This is a genomic window from Amycolatopsis sp. 195334CR (assembly GCF_017309385.1).
Lineage (GTDB): Bacteria > Actinomycetota > Actinomycetes > Mycobacteriales > Pseudonocardiaceae > Amycolatopsis.
The window spans coordinates 4,753,067-4,767,510 of sequence record NZ_JAFJMJ010000001.1 but is presented as its reverse complement, the minus strand read 5'-3'; the positions used below and the strand labels follow the sequence as shown (position 1 = coordinate 4,767,510).

Genomic DNA, 14,444 nt, shown 5'->3' with positions numbered 1-14,444 from the left:
GTGGCTAGGACGCCTTGGTTCCGATGGGGGAATCCGCCGCGCACCGGTCGGTCCACAGTGGACACTTACCGGGTTGGGCGGTGCTCCGAAAAGGACGCTCCACCGGATCGCCTAGACCCGGTCGCCGCGCCCAGCCGAAAGGATGAGGTCCGCGCCGGTGGGGTTGTCGTAGCGTGATCGACATGCCGGAACTGAGCGATCGGCGCCGCCTGCCGCAGCGGGCCGCCGTGGTGTCCATCGTGGTTGTCGCACTCGGGCTCGCCGTGGCCGAGGCGTTCAGCGCGGAGAGCGTGCCGACCGGCGTGGGCCTGGCGTTGTGCGCGGCGCTGCCCGTCTTCGTGCTGGCACTGACCACCGTGCGCCCGGCGGCCGTCGCCGGCGTGGCCGCGGTTTCGGTGGCGTTCACCGCGTACTGCTGGCTGGCGCGGGACTGGCCGGACAACACGTTCGGCGTGGTGGAGCTGGCCGGCCTGGCGTGGCTGCTGGTCCACGGCGTGGTGCAGTTCCCGCGACTGCGGGCGGCGGGCGCCTCCGCCGCGCTGGCGGTGGCGATCGTGCTGCTGCCGCTGCGGGTCGGCGAGGTGGAGAGCGAGTACCTGGGGCTGATGGCGGCCCTGCTGCTCCTCGGCGTGGCCTTCCTGGTGCTGCTGGGCCTGTACCTGCGCCTGCACGACCGGCGCCGGGCCGACGGCTTCGAGCTGGCCAAGCAGGCGCAGCGGCTGGCCTACGCCCGTGACCTGCACGACTTCGTCGCCCACCACGTGACCGGCATCGTGGCCCAGACCAAGGCGGTGCGCTACACCACCGCCGCGGGCATCACGCCCGACCCGGCCGACCTGGACGCGATGCTGGCCGGGATCGAGCTGGCCGGTTCGCGGGCGCTGGCCTCGATGCGGTCGATGGTGACCACCCTGCGCGACGACGAACCCGCGCCCCACCTCCCGTACCGCACGCTCGGCGAGGTGGTGGACGCCGCCGTCGGCGGGTTCTCCCCCACCGGTCCCGCCGTGACCACCGCGCTCGACACCGAACTCGCCACGCGGCCGCTGCCCGGTCCGGTGCTCGACGCCGCGCACCACGTGGTGCAGGAGTCGCTGACCAACGTGCTGCGCCACGCCGAGGACGCCGCCGGGGTGGAGGTGCGCGCCCGGCCGGGTGACGAGGGGTTGCTGGAACTCACCGTCACCGACGACGGCACGCCCGCGCCGCAGGGCACCGGCGGGCACGGGCTGGTCGGCCTGGAGGAACGGGTCGGTGCCGCGGGCGGCTCGCTCGTCGCCGGCCCGGCCGAGCGGGGGTGGCGGGTCACCGCCCTGCTGCCGGTGAAGGGATCATCGGCACCATGACCACCAGGGTGCTGCTCGCCGACGACCAGGAAATGATCCGCACGGCCTTCCGGATGATCCTGGCCGCCCAGCCGGACATCGAGGTCGTCGCCGCGGTCGCCGACGGCCGCGCCGCCGTGGACGAAGCCCGGCGCCTGCGCCCGGACGTGTGCCTGCTCGACATCCGCATGCCCGGGCTGGACGGGCTGGAAGCCACCCGGCTGCTGGCCGGGGCCGGGGTGCGGGACCCGCTGAACGTGCTCATCGCCACCACCTTCGACCTCGACGAGTACGTCTACCGGGCGTTGCGCAACGGCGCGTGCGGGTTCCTGCTCAAGGACATGTCACCCGCGCTGCTGGTCGAAGCGGTGCGCGCGGCCGCGACCGGCGCTTCGATGGTGTCCCCGTCGGTGACCGTGCGGTTGCTCTCGCACCTGGCGCCCCGGCGCACTCCCGACGCCGCGCCCGAGCCGGAACCGGTGGAGGCGCTGACCGAACGCGAGGAGGCCGTGGTGCGCCTGGTCGCCCGCGGCCACACCAACGACGAAGTCGCCGGCCGCCTGCACGTCAGCCAGGCGACGGTGAAAACGCACCTGTCCAACGTGCAGCGCAAGCTCGACGCCCGCAACCGGGTCGAAGTGGCCGCCTGGGCGTGGCGCACCGGCCTGTGCACCGCCGACTGAACCACGCGGGGTTCACCCCGGCGGGATCGGGAAGTTCGCGCGGAACAACGCATCCGGGTCGAGTTCGGCCTTGAGCGCGGCCAGCTTCCGGTAGTCCGCCGGGGCGAACGCGGACTCGACCTTCCCGGGATCGACGTCGTCGAAGAGGAAGTTCAGCGAGCGCCCGACCGCCTGCGCCGACCACGGTTCCAGCAGCGCATCGTGCCGGGCACGCACCGCGGGCACCTCCTCGGGGCTGGTCGGTGAAAGCACGCCGAGCAGGTACCCGGCGTCGCGGTGACCGACGGCGTTCGGGATCCCGGCGGGCCGCGACAGCGCGCCACCCAGGTGCCGCAGGCCCACCACGCACATCGCCGCAGTGCGGTCGGCCAGCGCGGGCAGTTTGGCCGGCTCGACGTCGGCCAGCAGGAGGTTGTCACCCCGGTAGGCGTGCGGCTGGTCCGGTTCGCCGAAGACCACTTCGGACCGGGCGAACGGGATCTCCCGCACCTCGTCGGCCAGCGGCCCCAGTGCGCGCAACGGTTCCAGCAGTTCGTCACCGTCCTTTCCGGACCCGAGGTGGGCGATCTGAACCTTGGCGACGTGGTGACCGGGGAAGGCGAGCACCGCCACCGCCGAGGTCATCTCCTCGGGCAGCCCGGCCGTCCACCGGTACCAGGTCTCCAGCAGCTCCGGCCTCACGTCGAAGGTGAGCGTGCCGCCGTGGAGACGCGCTACCGGCACCAGTTCGATCTCCATCCCGGTGACCACGCCGAAATTGCCGCCACCGCCGCGCAGGGCCCAGAACAGGTCCGGGTCGCTTTCGGCGGTCACCTCGCGGAGTTCACCGTCCGCGGTGACCAGGTCGATGCGGCGCACGTGGTCGGCGGCGAAGCCGTACCGCCGGGCCAGCACGCCGACCCCGCCGCCCAGCGTGTAGGACACCGCGCCGACGCCCGGCAGGCTGCCCGACAGCGGCGCCAGCCCGTACGGCGCCGCCGCGTCGATGACGTCCCGCCACCGCGCGCCCGCCTCGACCCAGGCCGTGCCCGCCGCGGCGTTCACCTCGACCGCCGCCATGCCCCCGGTGGTGATCAGCACGCCGGCGCCGTCGAGCGGCCGGGTGAGCCCGTGGCCGGTGGCCTGCACGGCGACCGGCTCGCCCTTGGCCACCGCCAGCCGCACCGCGTCGCGGATGTCTTCGCTGGTGGACGCGTCGACGACCACCGCGGGCCGGTGCGCCGCCAGCAGCTGGTAACCGGGCACTTCGTGGTTGTTCTCGATCATGGTCGCCAACGTAGGATCCGTTGCGGACACCAGAGGTCCGCAAGGCGACGGGCGGGAGAAATGACGCACCAGGACATGTCCACGCGGTTGCTCCGGTTGCTGTCGCTGCTCCAGAGCCGTCCCGAATGGCCGGGCGGCGACCTCGCGGCACGGCTCGGCGTGACCACCCGGACCGTGCGCCGGGACGTCGAACGCCTGCGGCAGCTCGACTACGTGGTGGAAGCGACCACCGGCACCGCGGGCGGCTACCGCCTGGGCGCCGGGCAGAAGATGCCGCTGCTGCAACTCGACGACGACGAGGCGATCGCCGTGGCCACCGGGCTGGTGACGCGGGCGGGCGGCAGCATCACCGACCTCGACAGCAGTTCGGTGCGGGCGCTGGCCAAGGTCAAGCGCATGCTCCCGGCGCGCCTGCGGCCACGACTGGCCGCCCTCGCCGAGGCGAGCTCACCGCACGCACCGCCCGGAGCCGATCCGCTCGTCCTCGCCGCCCTCGCTTCCTGGTGCGCGGACAGGGAAACGGTCACCTTCACCTACCGCAACCGCGCCGGACAGCCGAGCGAACGCCGGGTCGAGCCGCACAGCCTGGTCACCGTGGAACGCCGCTGGTACCTGCTCGGTTTCGACGTGCACCGCGAGGACTGGCGCGTCTTCCGCGCCGATCGGATCGGCGAGCCCGCGTCCACGCGCCACCGGTTCACCCCTCGCGAACTCCCCGCGAAGAGCGCGGCCGATTACGTAATGAATTCGCTGTCGACCGCGCTCTACCGCTACACCGCGCGAATGCGGGTGCCGTTGCCCGCGAAAACGGTCCGCGCCAAGCTCTTCTCCCCGCTCCCCGGCGGAATCCAGGACGACGGCCCGGAAAGCTGCACCGTTCTGCTGAGCACCGACAGCGCCGAGGTCATCACCCAGTACATCGCCGCCGTCGGTGCGCTGGCCCCGGGGTTCGAACTCGAAACCGGCCCCGAGATCCGCGAGCGCCTGCGGGTACTGGGACGGGCGCTCAGCGCGTCGCCCACTCCCCGCCGTTGACGTTGAGCACCTGGCCGGTGAGCTGCCGGGCGCCGCTGGAGGCCAGGAAGGCGACGGTTTCGGCGACGTCGTCGGGAGCACCGGCGCGCCGGGTCATCGCGGCGTCGATCAGCGACGACCGGCGTTCGTCGGTCAGCTTGTCGCGGAAGAACTCGGTGTCCGCGATGTAGCCGGGCGCGACCACGTTGGCGGTCAGCCCGCGCGGGCCGACCGTCCTGGCCAGGTCGATGTTCCAGGAGGCGATCGCGGCCTTCGCGGCGCCGTAGGAACCGGCGCCCTTGTCCGCGGCGATCGAGCCGATCGTGATGATCGACCCGCCGGGCCGCAGTTTCTCCAGGCAGGCGGTGGTCACCAGGACCGCGGTCACCACGTTCGCGTCGAGGTTCGCCCGCCAGTTCTCGGCGACCGCGGCGAGCGTGCCCGGCGCCGCGCGGTCGAAGTCGGTGTTGCCGCCGGCGTTGTTGACCAGCACGTCGAGTTCACCGAGCGTGGCGGCGAACCGCTCCACCTGCGCCGGGTCGGCCGCGTCGAAGCACGCGGCCCGCACGCCGAGTTCGGCGGCCGTGCGGTCCAGCACCTCCTGCCGCCGTCCGGTGATGACGACGTCGTCCCCGGCTTTCGCGAACCCGGCCGCGATCGCCCTGCCGATCCCGGTGCCGCCGCCGGTCACCACGATGGTCCTGCTCACGGGGTTCTCCCCTTCGGTCGGTTAACATGTTCAGGCCTAAACGTAGCAGAAGATTTAGATCTAAACGAGGAGTGGTGTGGCACTCGACCCGAACGACCCCGTCGACGCGATCGCGCTGGCCTGGACCGTGGAGCGGCCGGGCACCCAGGTGGACTCCATCGGCGTGGTCACCCGGATCTGGCACGCGGCGAAGCTGCTCGGCGAGGACCGCACGCGCACACTGGCCGCGGCGGGCGCCGACGCCGCGATCCTCGACCTGCTCTCGGTGCTGCGCCGCAGCGGGCCGCCGTACCGCCTGACCACCAGGGAACTCACCGAGCTGACGCTCGTCTCGGCGGGTGCGATCTCGCAGCGCGTGGCCCGCGCCGAACGCGACGGCCTGGTCACCCGCACCACGCGCGCCGACGGCTCCCGCAAGGTCGACGTCGCCCTCACCCCGGCGGGGCACGCCATGGTCGAGCGGCTGGTCGACCGCGTCCTCGGCCGCGAGGCGGAACTGGTGTCGGCGCTGTCCGCGGCGCAGCAGGCCCAGCTCGCGGAGCTCCTGCGCCAGTTGCTGGCCGGCCTCCACGCCGAACTCGGCGACCAGCGGCTCGGGCAGGTGGGTGACTAGGTGGCGCGGCGGTAGCGGGCGTCGAACAGGGTGAACAGGGCGAAGGCCGCCAGTCCCAGCGCGATGGCGACCAGCAGGATCGAGCCGTACGGCTGCCCGGCGAGGTGCTTCAGCGCCACGTCCAGCCCGGTCGCCTGTTCCGGCCTGCTCCGCAGTGCGGCGATCACCACCAGCACGCCCGCGACGCCGTACACCGTGCCCAGCGCGCTGTAGCCCACCTGCCCCAGCCGCAGCACGACCGTCCGCACGCCCCGGCTCGCCTTGCTCAGGTCGTGCTCCCGGCTGAACCGCTTGGTCAGGCCGTGACGTGCGATGAACGCCGCGGCGACGACGATCCCGACCCCGAGCGCCACCACCACCGGCTTGCCCCACGACTGGCTCAGCAGGTAACCGATCAGCCCGAGCTGCGCGCTGTCGGTCGACGACGCGGGCTTCCCGGCCGCGAGCTTGCCCGCGCTGTAGGCCAGATAGCCGAACAGGACCGCTTCACCGAGGTTCATCGCGCGGAGCCAGCGTTCCGCGCCGCCGCGCCAGCTGCCGGTGACCGCCGAGAACAGCTGCCACAGCGTGGTCACCGCCAGCCCGGCCGCGATCAGCCACAACAACGCCGAACCCCAGGCCCCGCCGGAAATCGACTGCAGCGCCCCGGTTTTGTCCGCCTTGCCGCCCGCACCGAGCGCGACCTGCACGGCCAGCCAGGCGACGAGCAGGTGCACCACGCCGTAGGCCACCAGGCCCAGCCGGGCGGCGAGCTGGAACGGCGCACTCCTGGCGACCTCATGGGCTTCTTTTTCCACGGGCGAACGCTACCCGCGCACCCCGTCCCTGACGAGGCTCAAACCGGTCACAGCTCGCCCGCGCGGTCGTAGAGCCCGCGCACCGCGTCACCGAAGGCGGAGGTGGACAGCTGCGTGGTCACCCCGTTCTCGTCGACGGTGCCCTTGCTCCCCATTGCCGGTATGCGCCATCGTGTAGAGCTGCGCATGGGAGATACCGAGGTAATCCTGGTGGGAGGTATCAAGCCCCTCACGGAAAAATCTGCCCGTGGGTCAGCGCCTGACCGCGGACGATGGAGTACGCCTGGGCGTCGGCCATCGCCGTCGGCTCGGCGAAGATGTTCCCCTGTCCGCCACCTGCGTCCGTGTAAGCCTTGCTGTAGACGTCGGCCTCGTACATCGGCTGGTCAACCGTCACTTACCCTTTCGGCAGTTCCGGCTCGACTACTTGGGCGGTCTTCGTCGCCTGCGCGCAGGCTTCGTCCGTTGGCCGGTTCGACCCCAGCGCCACGGTGATAATGAAGCGGGCATTGGCGCCCATGTCAACGGCGACCTGACAGTCCCCGACCTCGCCAAGGGGCTCCTTGACCTGGAATGCCCGCCGTCCGTTCACTTCTCCGCTGAACCTCTTCGACGGGTCCACCTTGAAGTCGTCTATGCCTTGCTTGTCATCCAGGCTCATACCCAAAGAAATTCCGGTCTTCTCGACCCGGCAACCGTTGTCGCTACCGATATCAGAGAATTTTCCCGGCGGGAAACCCTGTCCCGCAACGGCACCGTCAAGCACCTCACACACCTGAACGCCGGCGAAAATGTCACGCGGCGAAGGACTCGACCCGGTTGATTCCGCCGCCGGCGGCTCCGCCGGAACGGTGACCGAATTTCCCGGCCCCTCCACCGTGCAGGCAGCCAGAAAGGCCAGCGCCAACATCGGGATCACCAAGGTGCGCAAAGACAGCACAGGTCCACTCATTCTTTGTCGATCGCCTTGAAAGTCATGCTTATTCTTCGTCGCCTTCACAATAAGCCTGAGTGGCCGTCTGTATCGCTTCCCACAAAGTTATTAAGGCGCTTTCGCGCATACCCAAAGTTGGGTATGAGAGCAGCGTCGTCCCCATCCATCACCGATCTGTCGTGCTCGGCCACCTTGGCCACGTACGGACCGCTACCCAGCTCCGGGTACTCAGCGAGCTCCATGACGTCGCTCCGGAGACTGGGCCAGACCTCGTCGACGTAGTGAGTCACCGCGTTGACGAACTTCTGGCCCGCTTCGGGTTCCAGTGCGAAAACCGCCGCCTGCTGGGCCAGCGGTGGCCAGGTCCTTGATCCGCTGGGCGTCAGCACTGAACTGCTTGACCGACTCGTCGTCCAGGGGTCCACGGCGAACAGGCTGTCCAGGAAGCTGTTGCCCGCGTCGCCGGCGGCGGGAGGGGGTGGGGGCGGGGGCGGGGCGCCACCCTGCGCTTCCGCATCCGACTGCGTGTTGAAACCCGTACTTCCGGTCATGACCGCGCCTGCCCCTCCCTGAAGACCCGTCCCCCAGCGACCGCTTGTGTTCAGCCCAACACGCTAGCAGTCATACCCTGATGAAAGGAGCGGTTCACCGAACTCGCGAGCTGGTCACGCCGTAGATGGTGCCCAGTCCGGTGGCGTCGTCGAAGCCGGTCAGCCACGGGCCGCCGCTGGACCCGCCGGCCAGATCGCACGGCGAGATCCACTTGTCCACCACGGAATCCGGCGCGTACTCGGCCGTCACGTCGCACTGCTGGACTTTCTGGCCGTGCGCGAGCCGGGACACCGGGTAGCCCAGGATGTCCGTGGGCGCGGGGGATTCCGGCCGCTCGAAGGTGACCTCCTGCGTGCCCGTGGTGTCGGCGACGTGCTTGCCATCGACCGGGTCGAGGGCCAGCACGGCCACGTCGTCGGTTCCGCTCATCGGCCCCTGGTACGTGTCCGGCCAGGCGAACGCCCGTGCCGCGAACACCCCGTGCGGGCCGGAACCGTCCTCATAGGACGGTACGAAGACCACGTTGGTCACCTGGATCGGCTCGTCCTGCGGCGTCAGCCCGGCGTTGACGCAGTGCCCGGCGGTGAGCACGACGTCCTTGCTCGCGCTCGGCACCGCGGTCGCGGAACAGGATCCGTCCCCGCCCGGCACGAGCGTGAAGTACAGCTTGCCGAGCCCGGCGGGCACCGGGCCGGGACGCACCGTGCCGATGGTCTCGGCGGGCGCTTCGTTCTCCGGGTCGGTGGCGGCCAGGCGTTCCGGCGTCCAGTACGCCAGCGCCGCAGCGCGGTCCTCGGTCTCGATCTTGGTCACCACGTCCGCGCCGGTGGCGGCGGCCGCCGGCGCACTCGTCGCGACGAGCACACCGGCGGCCAGCGCGACCGCGCCCAGGGTCGGGTTCTTCACGCGCTTCAGCCGATGCCCTGCACGAAGGAACCCGGGTGGGTGGCCCCGTCCTGGCGCAGCACCGGCAGCCCCGGCCATTCGAGGAGCAGCGGCGCGTCCTGCCCCGGCGGTGTGGCCTCGATGGCCTTGGGCGTCCAGGAGCCGCCGCCGAGCACGGTCACCTCGGCGACCTCTTCCCCCTGACCCGGCACCAGAACCGCGAACCCGCCCGGCCGCGCCCCCGGCGCGAGGCGGTAGGTGTCACCGAAGACCGGGTCGGCCGGACCGGTCAGGTCGACCGCGGGCAGACCGTCCACACTGCACGTGCGGTCGGAGATGTTCTTGAGGCTCAACGTGATCCTGTGCTGTGCCCCGGCCGGAACCGGTTCGCCCGCACCGAGCTTGAGCTGGTCGACCGCGCACGCCGGCGCTTCGCCCTCCTCGGGCGGAACGGCGACGGCGGCCGACGCCCCGGTGATCCCCAGCGCGAGCACCCCCGCGGTGACAACGCTCCCGGCCAGCACGCGCTTGACAACTGCCTGAGACATGAAATCCCTTTCTCCGGCGTTCAGTCCACTGTGGTCACTCAGCAGTGCGAGTTTTGGCTCTGCTGGGCCGATCCACACTGGGTGGACGTGTGCCCGCGGCACCGCGTTGAGCAACGGTGAAATGGATCACACCGGATGAACCCGGCTCAGGCGAGGCTGACGCCGTGCCACGCGTCGGCACGCCGGTCGTTGAACGCGTGCGGCCTCGACTCCCAGCGCACGTCACGACAGCGGTCCCACCGGAGCCCGCCGCCCGCCGCGTCGAGCCAGACCATCACCAGTTCGCCGTCGCCGGAGCGGCCCAGTGCCGGCGCGCCGGAGCTCCGCCGGTCCCGCAGCACCACCTCGTCACCCAGGCGGTCGCCGCTCCCGGTCACCCAGCCGATGTGGTCGTCCTCGACCCGGCGCCAGGCGAGGTGCAGGCGCACGCCGTCGGAGGCGATCGCGGGCACCGCGCTCGTGCGCCAGTTCCCGAGCGGGCCCTCGACCGTCCAGGCGCCGTCGAACACCGCCCGGCAGACCCGCGAGTCGAAGGTGCGCCGCCAGACCATGTGCAGGCAGCCGTCGTGTTCGGCGAGCGAAACGTTTTCGTCAACGAAGTGCAGGCCGAGGTCGTGCGCCTCGGGTTCCCAGTGATCGCCGTGGAGTTCGGCCCAGCAGATGGTGTGCTGCTGGTGGCTCGGGGGCCGGAAATAACGCCGTTCCTCGCGGAAGGCGAGAAAGGTCCGGTCCCCGAGCCTGCCGAGCGCGGGAAAGGTCAGCGTGCGGAAACCGGTGGATTCCCGCGGCGACCAGACACCGCCGTCAAGGCGTGACCACCAGATGTTCCGCTCGACACCCTTCCAGGCCATGTAGGTGTTGTCGCCGCGGCCGGTGATCGCCACCACGCGGCCGGTGCGCCGGTCGTCGAGCACCTGCACCGCCGACCATTGTTCGCGGTCGGGGGCGGACCAGCGGATGAAATCGGTGGTGCCTTCGAACCACGCCATCGCGGGCATTCCCGACATTTTACCCCCTTTTGGCCGACCTTATCGCTCGCTCAGTCGTGTCGATCAACCCGAACGTTCTCGGTCGTCCCGAAAAAGGCGGTTCGCTGCCGCTCAGCGGAATCGAACCGGGGTGCCCGGCCGGCCGCGGCCGTTTTATTTCGCCGGTACCACGCCGATCTCGTCGGCCGTACCGGTGCTCACCGAGCTCGACTTGAGCACCGTTCCCGCCTTCATCCCGGCGTCGTTGTCCTCGACGAGCACGTCCCGCTCACCGATGAACTGGCCGGTCACCGGGTCGATGACGATGTCGTGGCGTGAATCGTCGTCCTCGATGCCGAGCGCCGTGCCGACCCGACCGTCCAAAGTGGCCGCGTTGTCCACCTGCTTGATGCCGGGCACGGTGGCCAGCACCCGATACAGCGCCGAACGCAGGTCGGCGGGAACGCGGCCGGTGCGCAGGAGGTCGCTCGCGTAGTCGAAGACCCGGACCTCGCCCCGGTCGTTGTCCGGCAGGTCCGCGCGGAGCAGCTCACCGAGCTTCGCCGGATCGCGTGGCAGGCCCGCCATCCATTCCGCGGTCGGGTGCTGCCAGGTGCCTTCGCACCCGGGTCCCCCGGTGGGGGTGCCGTATTCACCGCACGGCGCCCGCATGTCCTCCTCGGCCGTGGTGTTCTCCGGTGCGGCATCGCGTTCGTCACCGGAGAGGAATTCGCGGTTGCCGGTGTATTCCTTGCGGAGCAACCATTCCTGGCGTTCGTCGGCAGGCACCCACTCGCGGGTCACCGACTCCACGCGATAGGTGAGGTCCTTCTCCGGCGACCGGTTCACGTTCCAGGCGTGGGTCTCGACGTAGCGGAACTGACCGGGCGCGAGCGGCACGTCGGTACCCGGCGCCTGCGCGGCGCGGTCCAGGATCGCGGCGCTGGCCACGTCGATCTCCGCCTCATCCCCCGGCAGCAACTGGGTGCCGACCGCACCCGCGACCACCACGGCGGCGGCCGCCGCGGCGAGCCACATCGAGCGCTTCTTCTTCGGTGATTCGACAGTCCGGGCCTTCAGCACGGGAACCCCTTCCACATCGGCCGCGGCGGCGAGCACCTTCGCGCGGCCTCGAGCGAGTACGTCTTCGTCGGTGCGCACGTCCGCGCGCACCTGGCGCAGCAGGTCGTCGATTTCGGTGTCGTTCATCGTCCTCGGTCCTTTCTGGCCAGTTCGGCGCGCAACTGGCGGCGCGCCCGGTGGAGGCGGGAGCGGACGGTGCCGACCGGGATGGCCAGGGTTTCGGCCACCTCGTTCGCGTCCATTTCCGCCCAGGTGGTGAGCAGCAGCGCGTCGCGGTTGCCCGGGTCGATCCGGGCGAGCGCGCCGGCCAGCCGTCTGGTCTGTTCCTCGGCGTCGACCGAATCCGGCACCCGCGCGTCGGGCGACTCGGCGTTCTGGCGGGCTTCACCCACCATCCGGGCGGCCAGGCGCAGGGTGCGCGTCTGCTCGCGGACGTGGCCGCGGAGCAGGTTGGTGGCGATGCCGTAGAGCCAGGAGCGCGCCGTCCCCCGATCGGGGGCGTAGTTGTGCCTGGTCTGGAGCGCCACCAGAAAGGTCTCGGCGACGAGGTCGTCCGCGACCGCCCCGGCTCTTCTGGTCAGGTAGCGGTGCAGCCCTCTGGCGTGGCGGTCGTAGAGCAGGCCGAAGGTGCGGACTACGTCGGCGCCGCCCAGATCGGGCCGGTCCTCGTCCGGGACGCCCTGGCCCGCGGCGGCAGGTTCGGTCATTGGCCTCACGACGGTAATTGGGCCGTGGGACCGTCGCCATTCGCGTGACCTGCGTCACACTCTATCGTGGATTCAGAACGAGGAAAGGCCAGGCTGTCCCTGGCGGCTGCCGCCCCGGCAGCAGAAACCTGGCCGGTGCGCGCGAAACCGGCCCAGACGGCGCGGACCGCACGGCCTCGTCGGTCCACTTCGGACCAGGAGGCGTTCCCCAGCAACCGGGCGCCTTCCCAGGCCTGCCGCGTACCCAGGATCAGCGGCAGGTCCGTGATGTGCGCGGCCCCGAACGGACTTCCCGAAGGCCGCCACGTCATCCGGTACCGCACGGCCTGCCCGCCCGCGTCCCGGTGCCTGCGTGCGAAAGCCGCGGCGGGGGTGTCGTAGATCTTCCGGCTCAGCGGCGTGGTCAGCGACCGAGCGGCCGCGCCCAGCAGAGGAACCCGGAAAAGCCTTTCCACCAACGGGATCGCACCGGCGAACAAGGCGGCTTCCTCGGCCGTGCAGCCGATGAGCACGTCGATCCGGGGCGCGGCCTTCCGCCACGCTTCGTCCCGTGTGGACTCCGCGGGCACCGGCGGCAGGCCGTACTGCACCCCGAACGGCATGCCACCGGGCAGCCCGAAGCGCTTGGCCGCCTTCTCCGCCACGCGTTGCGCCGCCAGCACGTCGCTGACCGGCGCGTCCGGCGGCAGGTCGCCCACCGCCGCGAGCATCGCCGTGGTCATCGCGGCCCGGCCCGAGGTGATGCCCAGCGGCGCGCTCTGGATGATCGCCCGCCGGAACAGGCCTTCCGCCCCCTCGCTGATCATCAGGTGCGCGATCGCGTCACCACCGGCGGACTGGCCGAACAACGTCACCGATTCCGGGTCACCACCGAACGCGAGAATGTTGTCCCTGATCCAGCGCAACGCCGCGAGCTGGTCCAGCAACCCGAGGTTCGCGGGCACGCGCTCACCGTCGCCGAAGAAACCGAGCACGCCCAGCCGGTAGGTCACCGTCACGACCACCACCCGCTGCTCCCCCACCAGCGACCGCGGGTCGTACACGGTGAGGTCACCCGCCCCGGTGACGTACGAGCCGCCGTGGATCCACACCAGCACCGGCAGGCGTTCCCCCTCGGCGAGGTCCGCGGGCGCGGTGATCGACAGGCGCTGGCAGTCCTCACCGTCCCCGAGGTCGTCGTCGCCGATCAGGCGGATCAGCAGCTCGGATCGGTGTTGCGGTGGTGCGGGCGCCCGGTCGAAGGCCTGGAAGGGCTCGCTGAACGGCGGCACCGGCTCGGGCAGCTCGAACCGGTTCGCGGTCGCGTACGGCACCCCGAGCACGCGCACCACCCCGTCCTCGACCCGCCCGATGATCGGCCCCGACGCAGTCTCGAATGTCCGCTCCACCCCGCCATGATCACACGGACCCGGCCGCCAGCAGCCGGTCCGCCAGCACGCGGCAGCGCGCCGCGAGCTCCGGCGGTTCGAGCACCTCGAAGTCGTGCCCCAGCAGGACCACGTGCAGGAGCACGAAGTCGAGGCTGGCCGCGCCGCTGAGCACCTCGCAGCGCCCCTTCCCCCGAGGCCGCACCACCGCCGCCGAACCCGAGATCTGCGTGCGGACCGTGCTCGCGGGCGCGTGCACGAGGAAGCGCGCCTGCTGCGGGTACACCCGGACCGCGACGCTCTCCTGCACGAACGTCGCCGCGTCGGGCGCCTCGCGCGGGCTGAAGTGCCAGGTCCGCGCGATCACCTCGGTCATCCGGTCGACGCGGAAGCTGCGCCAGTCCACCCGATCGAGGTCGAAGGCGAGCAGGTACCACCGCCGGTCGGAGGCGACCAGCCGGTACGGCTCGACCCGCCGCACGCCGGACGCGTAACCGAAGCCCACTTCGACCTCGTCGCGGCACGCCCTGGCCAGCGTCATCAGCACCCCGGGGTCGACCGGCACGCGGCCCCCGTCGAACGACTCCACCGAACCGGACAGCGCCCGCACCTCGCGCCGAAGCCGCGCCGGCAGCACCCGGTCGAGCTTGGCCAGCGCCCGCAGCGCGGCGTCCCCGGCACTGGCGACCGCGCCACCCGCGCCGACCAGCAGCGAGACCGCGGTGGCGATCGCCTCCTCGTCGTCGAGCAGCAGCGGCGGCAGGTCCTGCCCGGCGCCGAGCTGGTAACCACCGCCGACGCCCTGGCTGGCGTGCACCGGGTACCCGAGCGCACGCAGCCGTTCGACGTCACGCCGGACCGTGCGCGGCGTGACCCCGAGTCGCCCCGCCAGTTCGGGCCCGGTCCACACCTGCCGTTGCTGGAGCAGGCCGAGCAGGGTGAGCACCCGCTCGGTCGTGCCCCGGTCGTCACCGTCCACAACGTTCACCTCAC

The 14,444-nt window shown here is 71.2% G+C and carries 17 protein-coding genes; 4 read left to right on the top strand and 13 right to left on the bottom strand.

Translation table 11 applies throughout. The annotated features are described in order from the left end of the window. The first annotated feature begins 182 nt into the window (after positions 1-182). Both JYK18_RS22395 and JYK18_RS22390 read left to right on the top strand, forming a co-directional pair. Positions 183-1,346: a sensor histidine kinase gene (locus JYK18_RS22395; protein WP_206803881.1), complete on the top strand. Its 1,164-nt coding sequence runs from the start codon at positions 183-185 to the stop codon at positions 1,344-1,346. Further along, on the top strand, positions 1,343-2,008 hold the full coding sequence (locus JYK18_RS22390) for a response regulator transcription factor (RefSeq protein WP_206803880.1): 666 nt from the start codon (positions 1,343-1,345) through the stop codon (positions 2,006-2,008). The genes JYK18_RS22395 and JYK18_RS22390 overlap by 4 nt, the downstream gene beginning before the upstream one ends. Before the next feature lie 12 nt (positions 2,009-2,020). Here JYK18_RS22390 and JYK18_RS22385 read toward each other — a convergent pair whose 3' ends face one another. Beyond that, complete coding sequence (locus JYK18_RS22385) at positions 2,021-3,274, bottom strand: FAD-binding oxidoreductase (RefSeq protein ID WP_206803879.1); 1,254 nt, start codon at positions 3,272-3,274, stop codon at positions 2,021-2,023. 60 nt (positions 3,275-3,334) lie between these two features. Here JYK18_RS22385 and JYK18_RS22380 point away from each other — a divergent pair, with 60 nt between their 5' ends. Continuing rightward, entirely contained in the window at positions 3,335-4,309 is a 975-nt protein-coding gene (locus JYK18_RS22380) for a YafY family protein (RefSeq protein ID WP_206803878.1), read from the top strand. On the opposite strand, the gene JYK18_RS22375 is transcribed toward JYK18_RS22380, so the two are convergent. Then, positions 4,281-4,997, bottom strand: a complete 717-nt coding sequence (locus JYK18_RS22375) for an SDR family NAD(P)-dependent oxidoreductase (RefSeq protein ID WP_206803877.1) — start codon at positions 4,995-4,997, stop codon at positions 4,281-4,283. The two genes, JYK18_RS22380 and JYK18_RS22375, sit on opposite strands and share 29 nt — an antisense overlap. Positions 4,998-5,073: 76 nt before the next feature. Between JYK18_RS22375 and JYK18_RS22370 the strand changes: the two genes are divergently transcribed. Next, entirely contained in the window at positions 5,074-5,610 is a 537-nt protein-coding gene (locus JYK18_RS22370) for a MarR family winged helix-turn-helix transcriptional regulator (RefSeq protein WP_206803876.1), read from the top strand. Here the strand turns inward: JYK18_RS22370 and JYK18_RS22365 are convergent. The 11 genes from JYK18_RS22365 to JYK18_RS22315 all read right to left on the bottom strand — a co-directional run bounded on the left by JYK18_RS22365 (position 5,607) and on the right by JYK18_RS22315 (position 14,430). After that, positions 5,607-6,407, bottom strand: coding sequence for a DUF1206 domain-containing protein (locus tag JYK18_RS22365; protein WP_206803875.1), 801 nt, complete (start codon positions 6,405-6,407; stop codon positions 5,607-5,609). The two genes, JYK18_RS22370 and JYK18_RS22365, sit on opposite strands and share 4 nt — an antisense overlap. A gap of 229 nt (positions 6,408-6,636) precedes the next feature. Then, complete coding sequence (locus JYK18_RS22360; RefSeq protein ID WP_206803874.1) at positions 6,637-6,804, bottom strand: hypothetical protein; 168 nt, start codon at positions 6,802-6,804, stop codon at positions 6,637-6,639. Continuing rightward, positions 6,805-7,347, bottom strand: a complete 543-nt coding sequence (locus JYK18_RS22355) for a DUF3558 family protein (RefSeq protein ID WP_206803873.1) — start codon at positions 7,345-7,347, stop codon at positions 6,805-6,807. Positions 7,348-7,403: 56 nt separating this feature from the next. Continuing rightward, positions 7,404-7,892, bottom strand: coding sequence for a hypothetical protein (locus JYK18_RS22350; protein WP_206803872.1), 489 nt, complete (start codon positions 7,890-7,892; stop codon positions 7,404-7,406). A gap of 94 nt (positions 7,893-7,986) precedes the next feature. Further along, positions 7,987-8,799 (bottom strand): serine protease, encoded by an 813-nt coding sequence (locus JYK18_RS22345; RefSeq protein ID WP_206803871.1) that lies wholly within the window; start codon positions 8,797-8,799, stop codon positions 7,987-7,989. 5 nt (positions 8,800-8,804) lie between these two features. Further along, positions 8,805-9,326 carry a DUF4232 domain-containing protein gene (locus JYK18_RS22340; protein WP_206803870.1) on the bottom strand — a complete coding sequence of 174 codons (522 nt, stop codon included), beginning with the start codon at positions 9,324-9,326 and terminating at the stop codon, positions 8,805-8,807. Positions 9,327-9,472: 146 nt separating this feature from the next. Beyond that, a complete protein-coding gene (locus JYK18_RS22335; RefSeq protein ID WP_206803869.1) occupies positions 9,473-10,324 on the bottom strand; it encodes a hypothetical protein in 852 nt (283 codons plus the stop codon). A 144-nt stretch (positions 10,325-10,468) separates the two neighbouring features. Beyond that, entirely contained in the window at positions 10,469-11,503 is a 1,035-nt protein-coding gene (locus tag JYK18_RS22330; RefSeq protein ID WP_206803868.1) for a CU044_5270 family protein, read from the bottom strand. After that, the gene (locus tag JYK18_RS22325) at positions 11,500-12,084 is read right to left on the bottom strand and encodes an RNA polymerase sigma factor (RefSeq protein ID WP_206803867.1); all 585 of its coding nucleotides are present in this window, start codon (positions 12,082-12,084) and stop codon (positions 11,500-11,502) included. Before JYK18_RS22325 ends, JYK18_RS22330 begins: the two co-directional genes overlap by 4 nt. A 5-nt stretch (positions 12,085-12,089) precedes the next feature. Next, positions 12,090-13,472, bottom strand: coding sequence for a carboxylesterase family protein (locus tag JYK18_RS22320; protein WP_206803866.1), 1,383 nt, complete (start codon positions 13,470-13,472; stop codon positions 12,090-12,092). Positions 13,473-13,482: 10 nt separating this feature from the next. Further along, positions 13,483-14,430: a YafY family protein gene (locus JYK18_RS22315; RefSeq protein ID WP_206803865.1), complete on the bottom strand. Its 948-nt coding sequence runs from the start codon at positions 14,428-14,430 to the stop codon at positions 13,483-13,485. Positions 14,431-14,444: the final 14 nt, after the last annotated feature.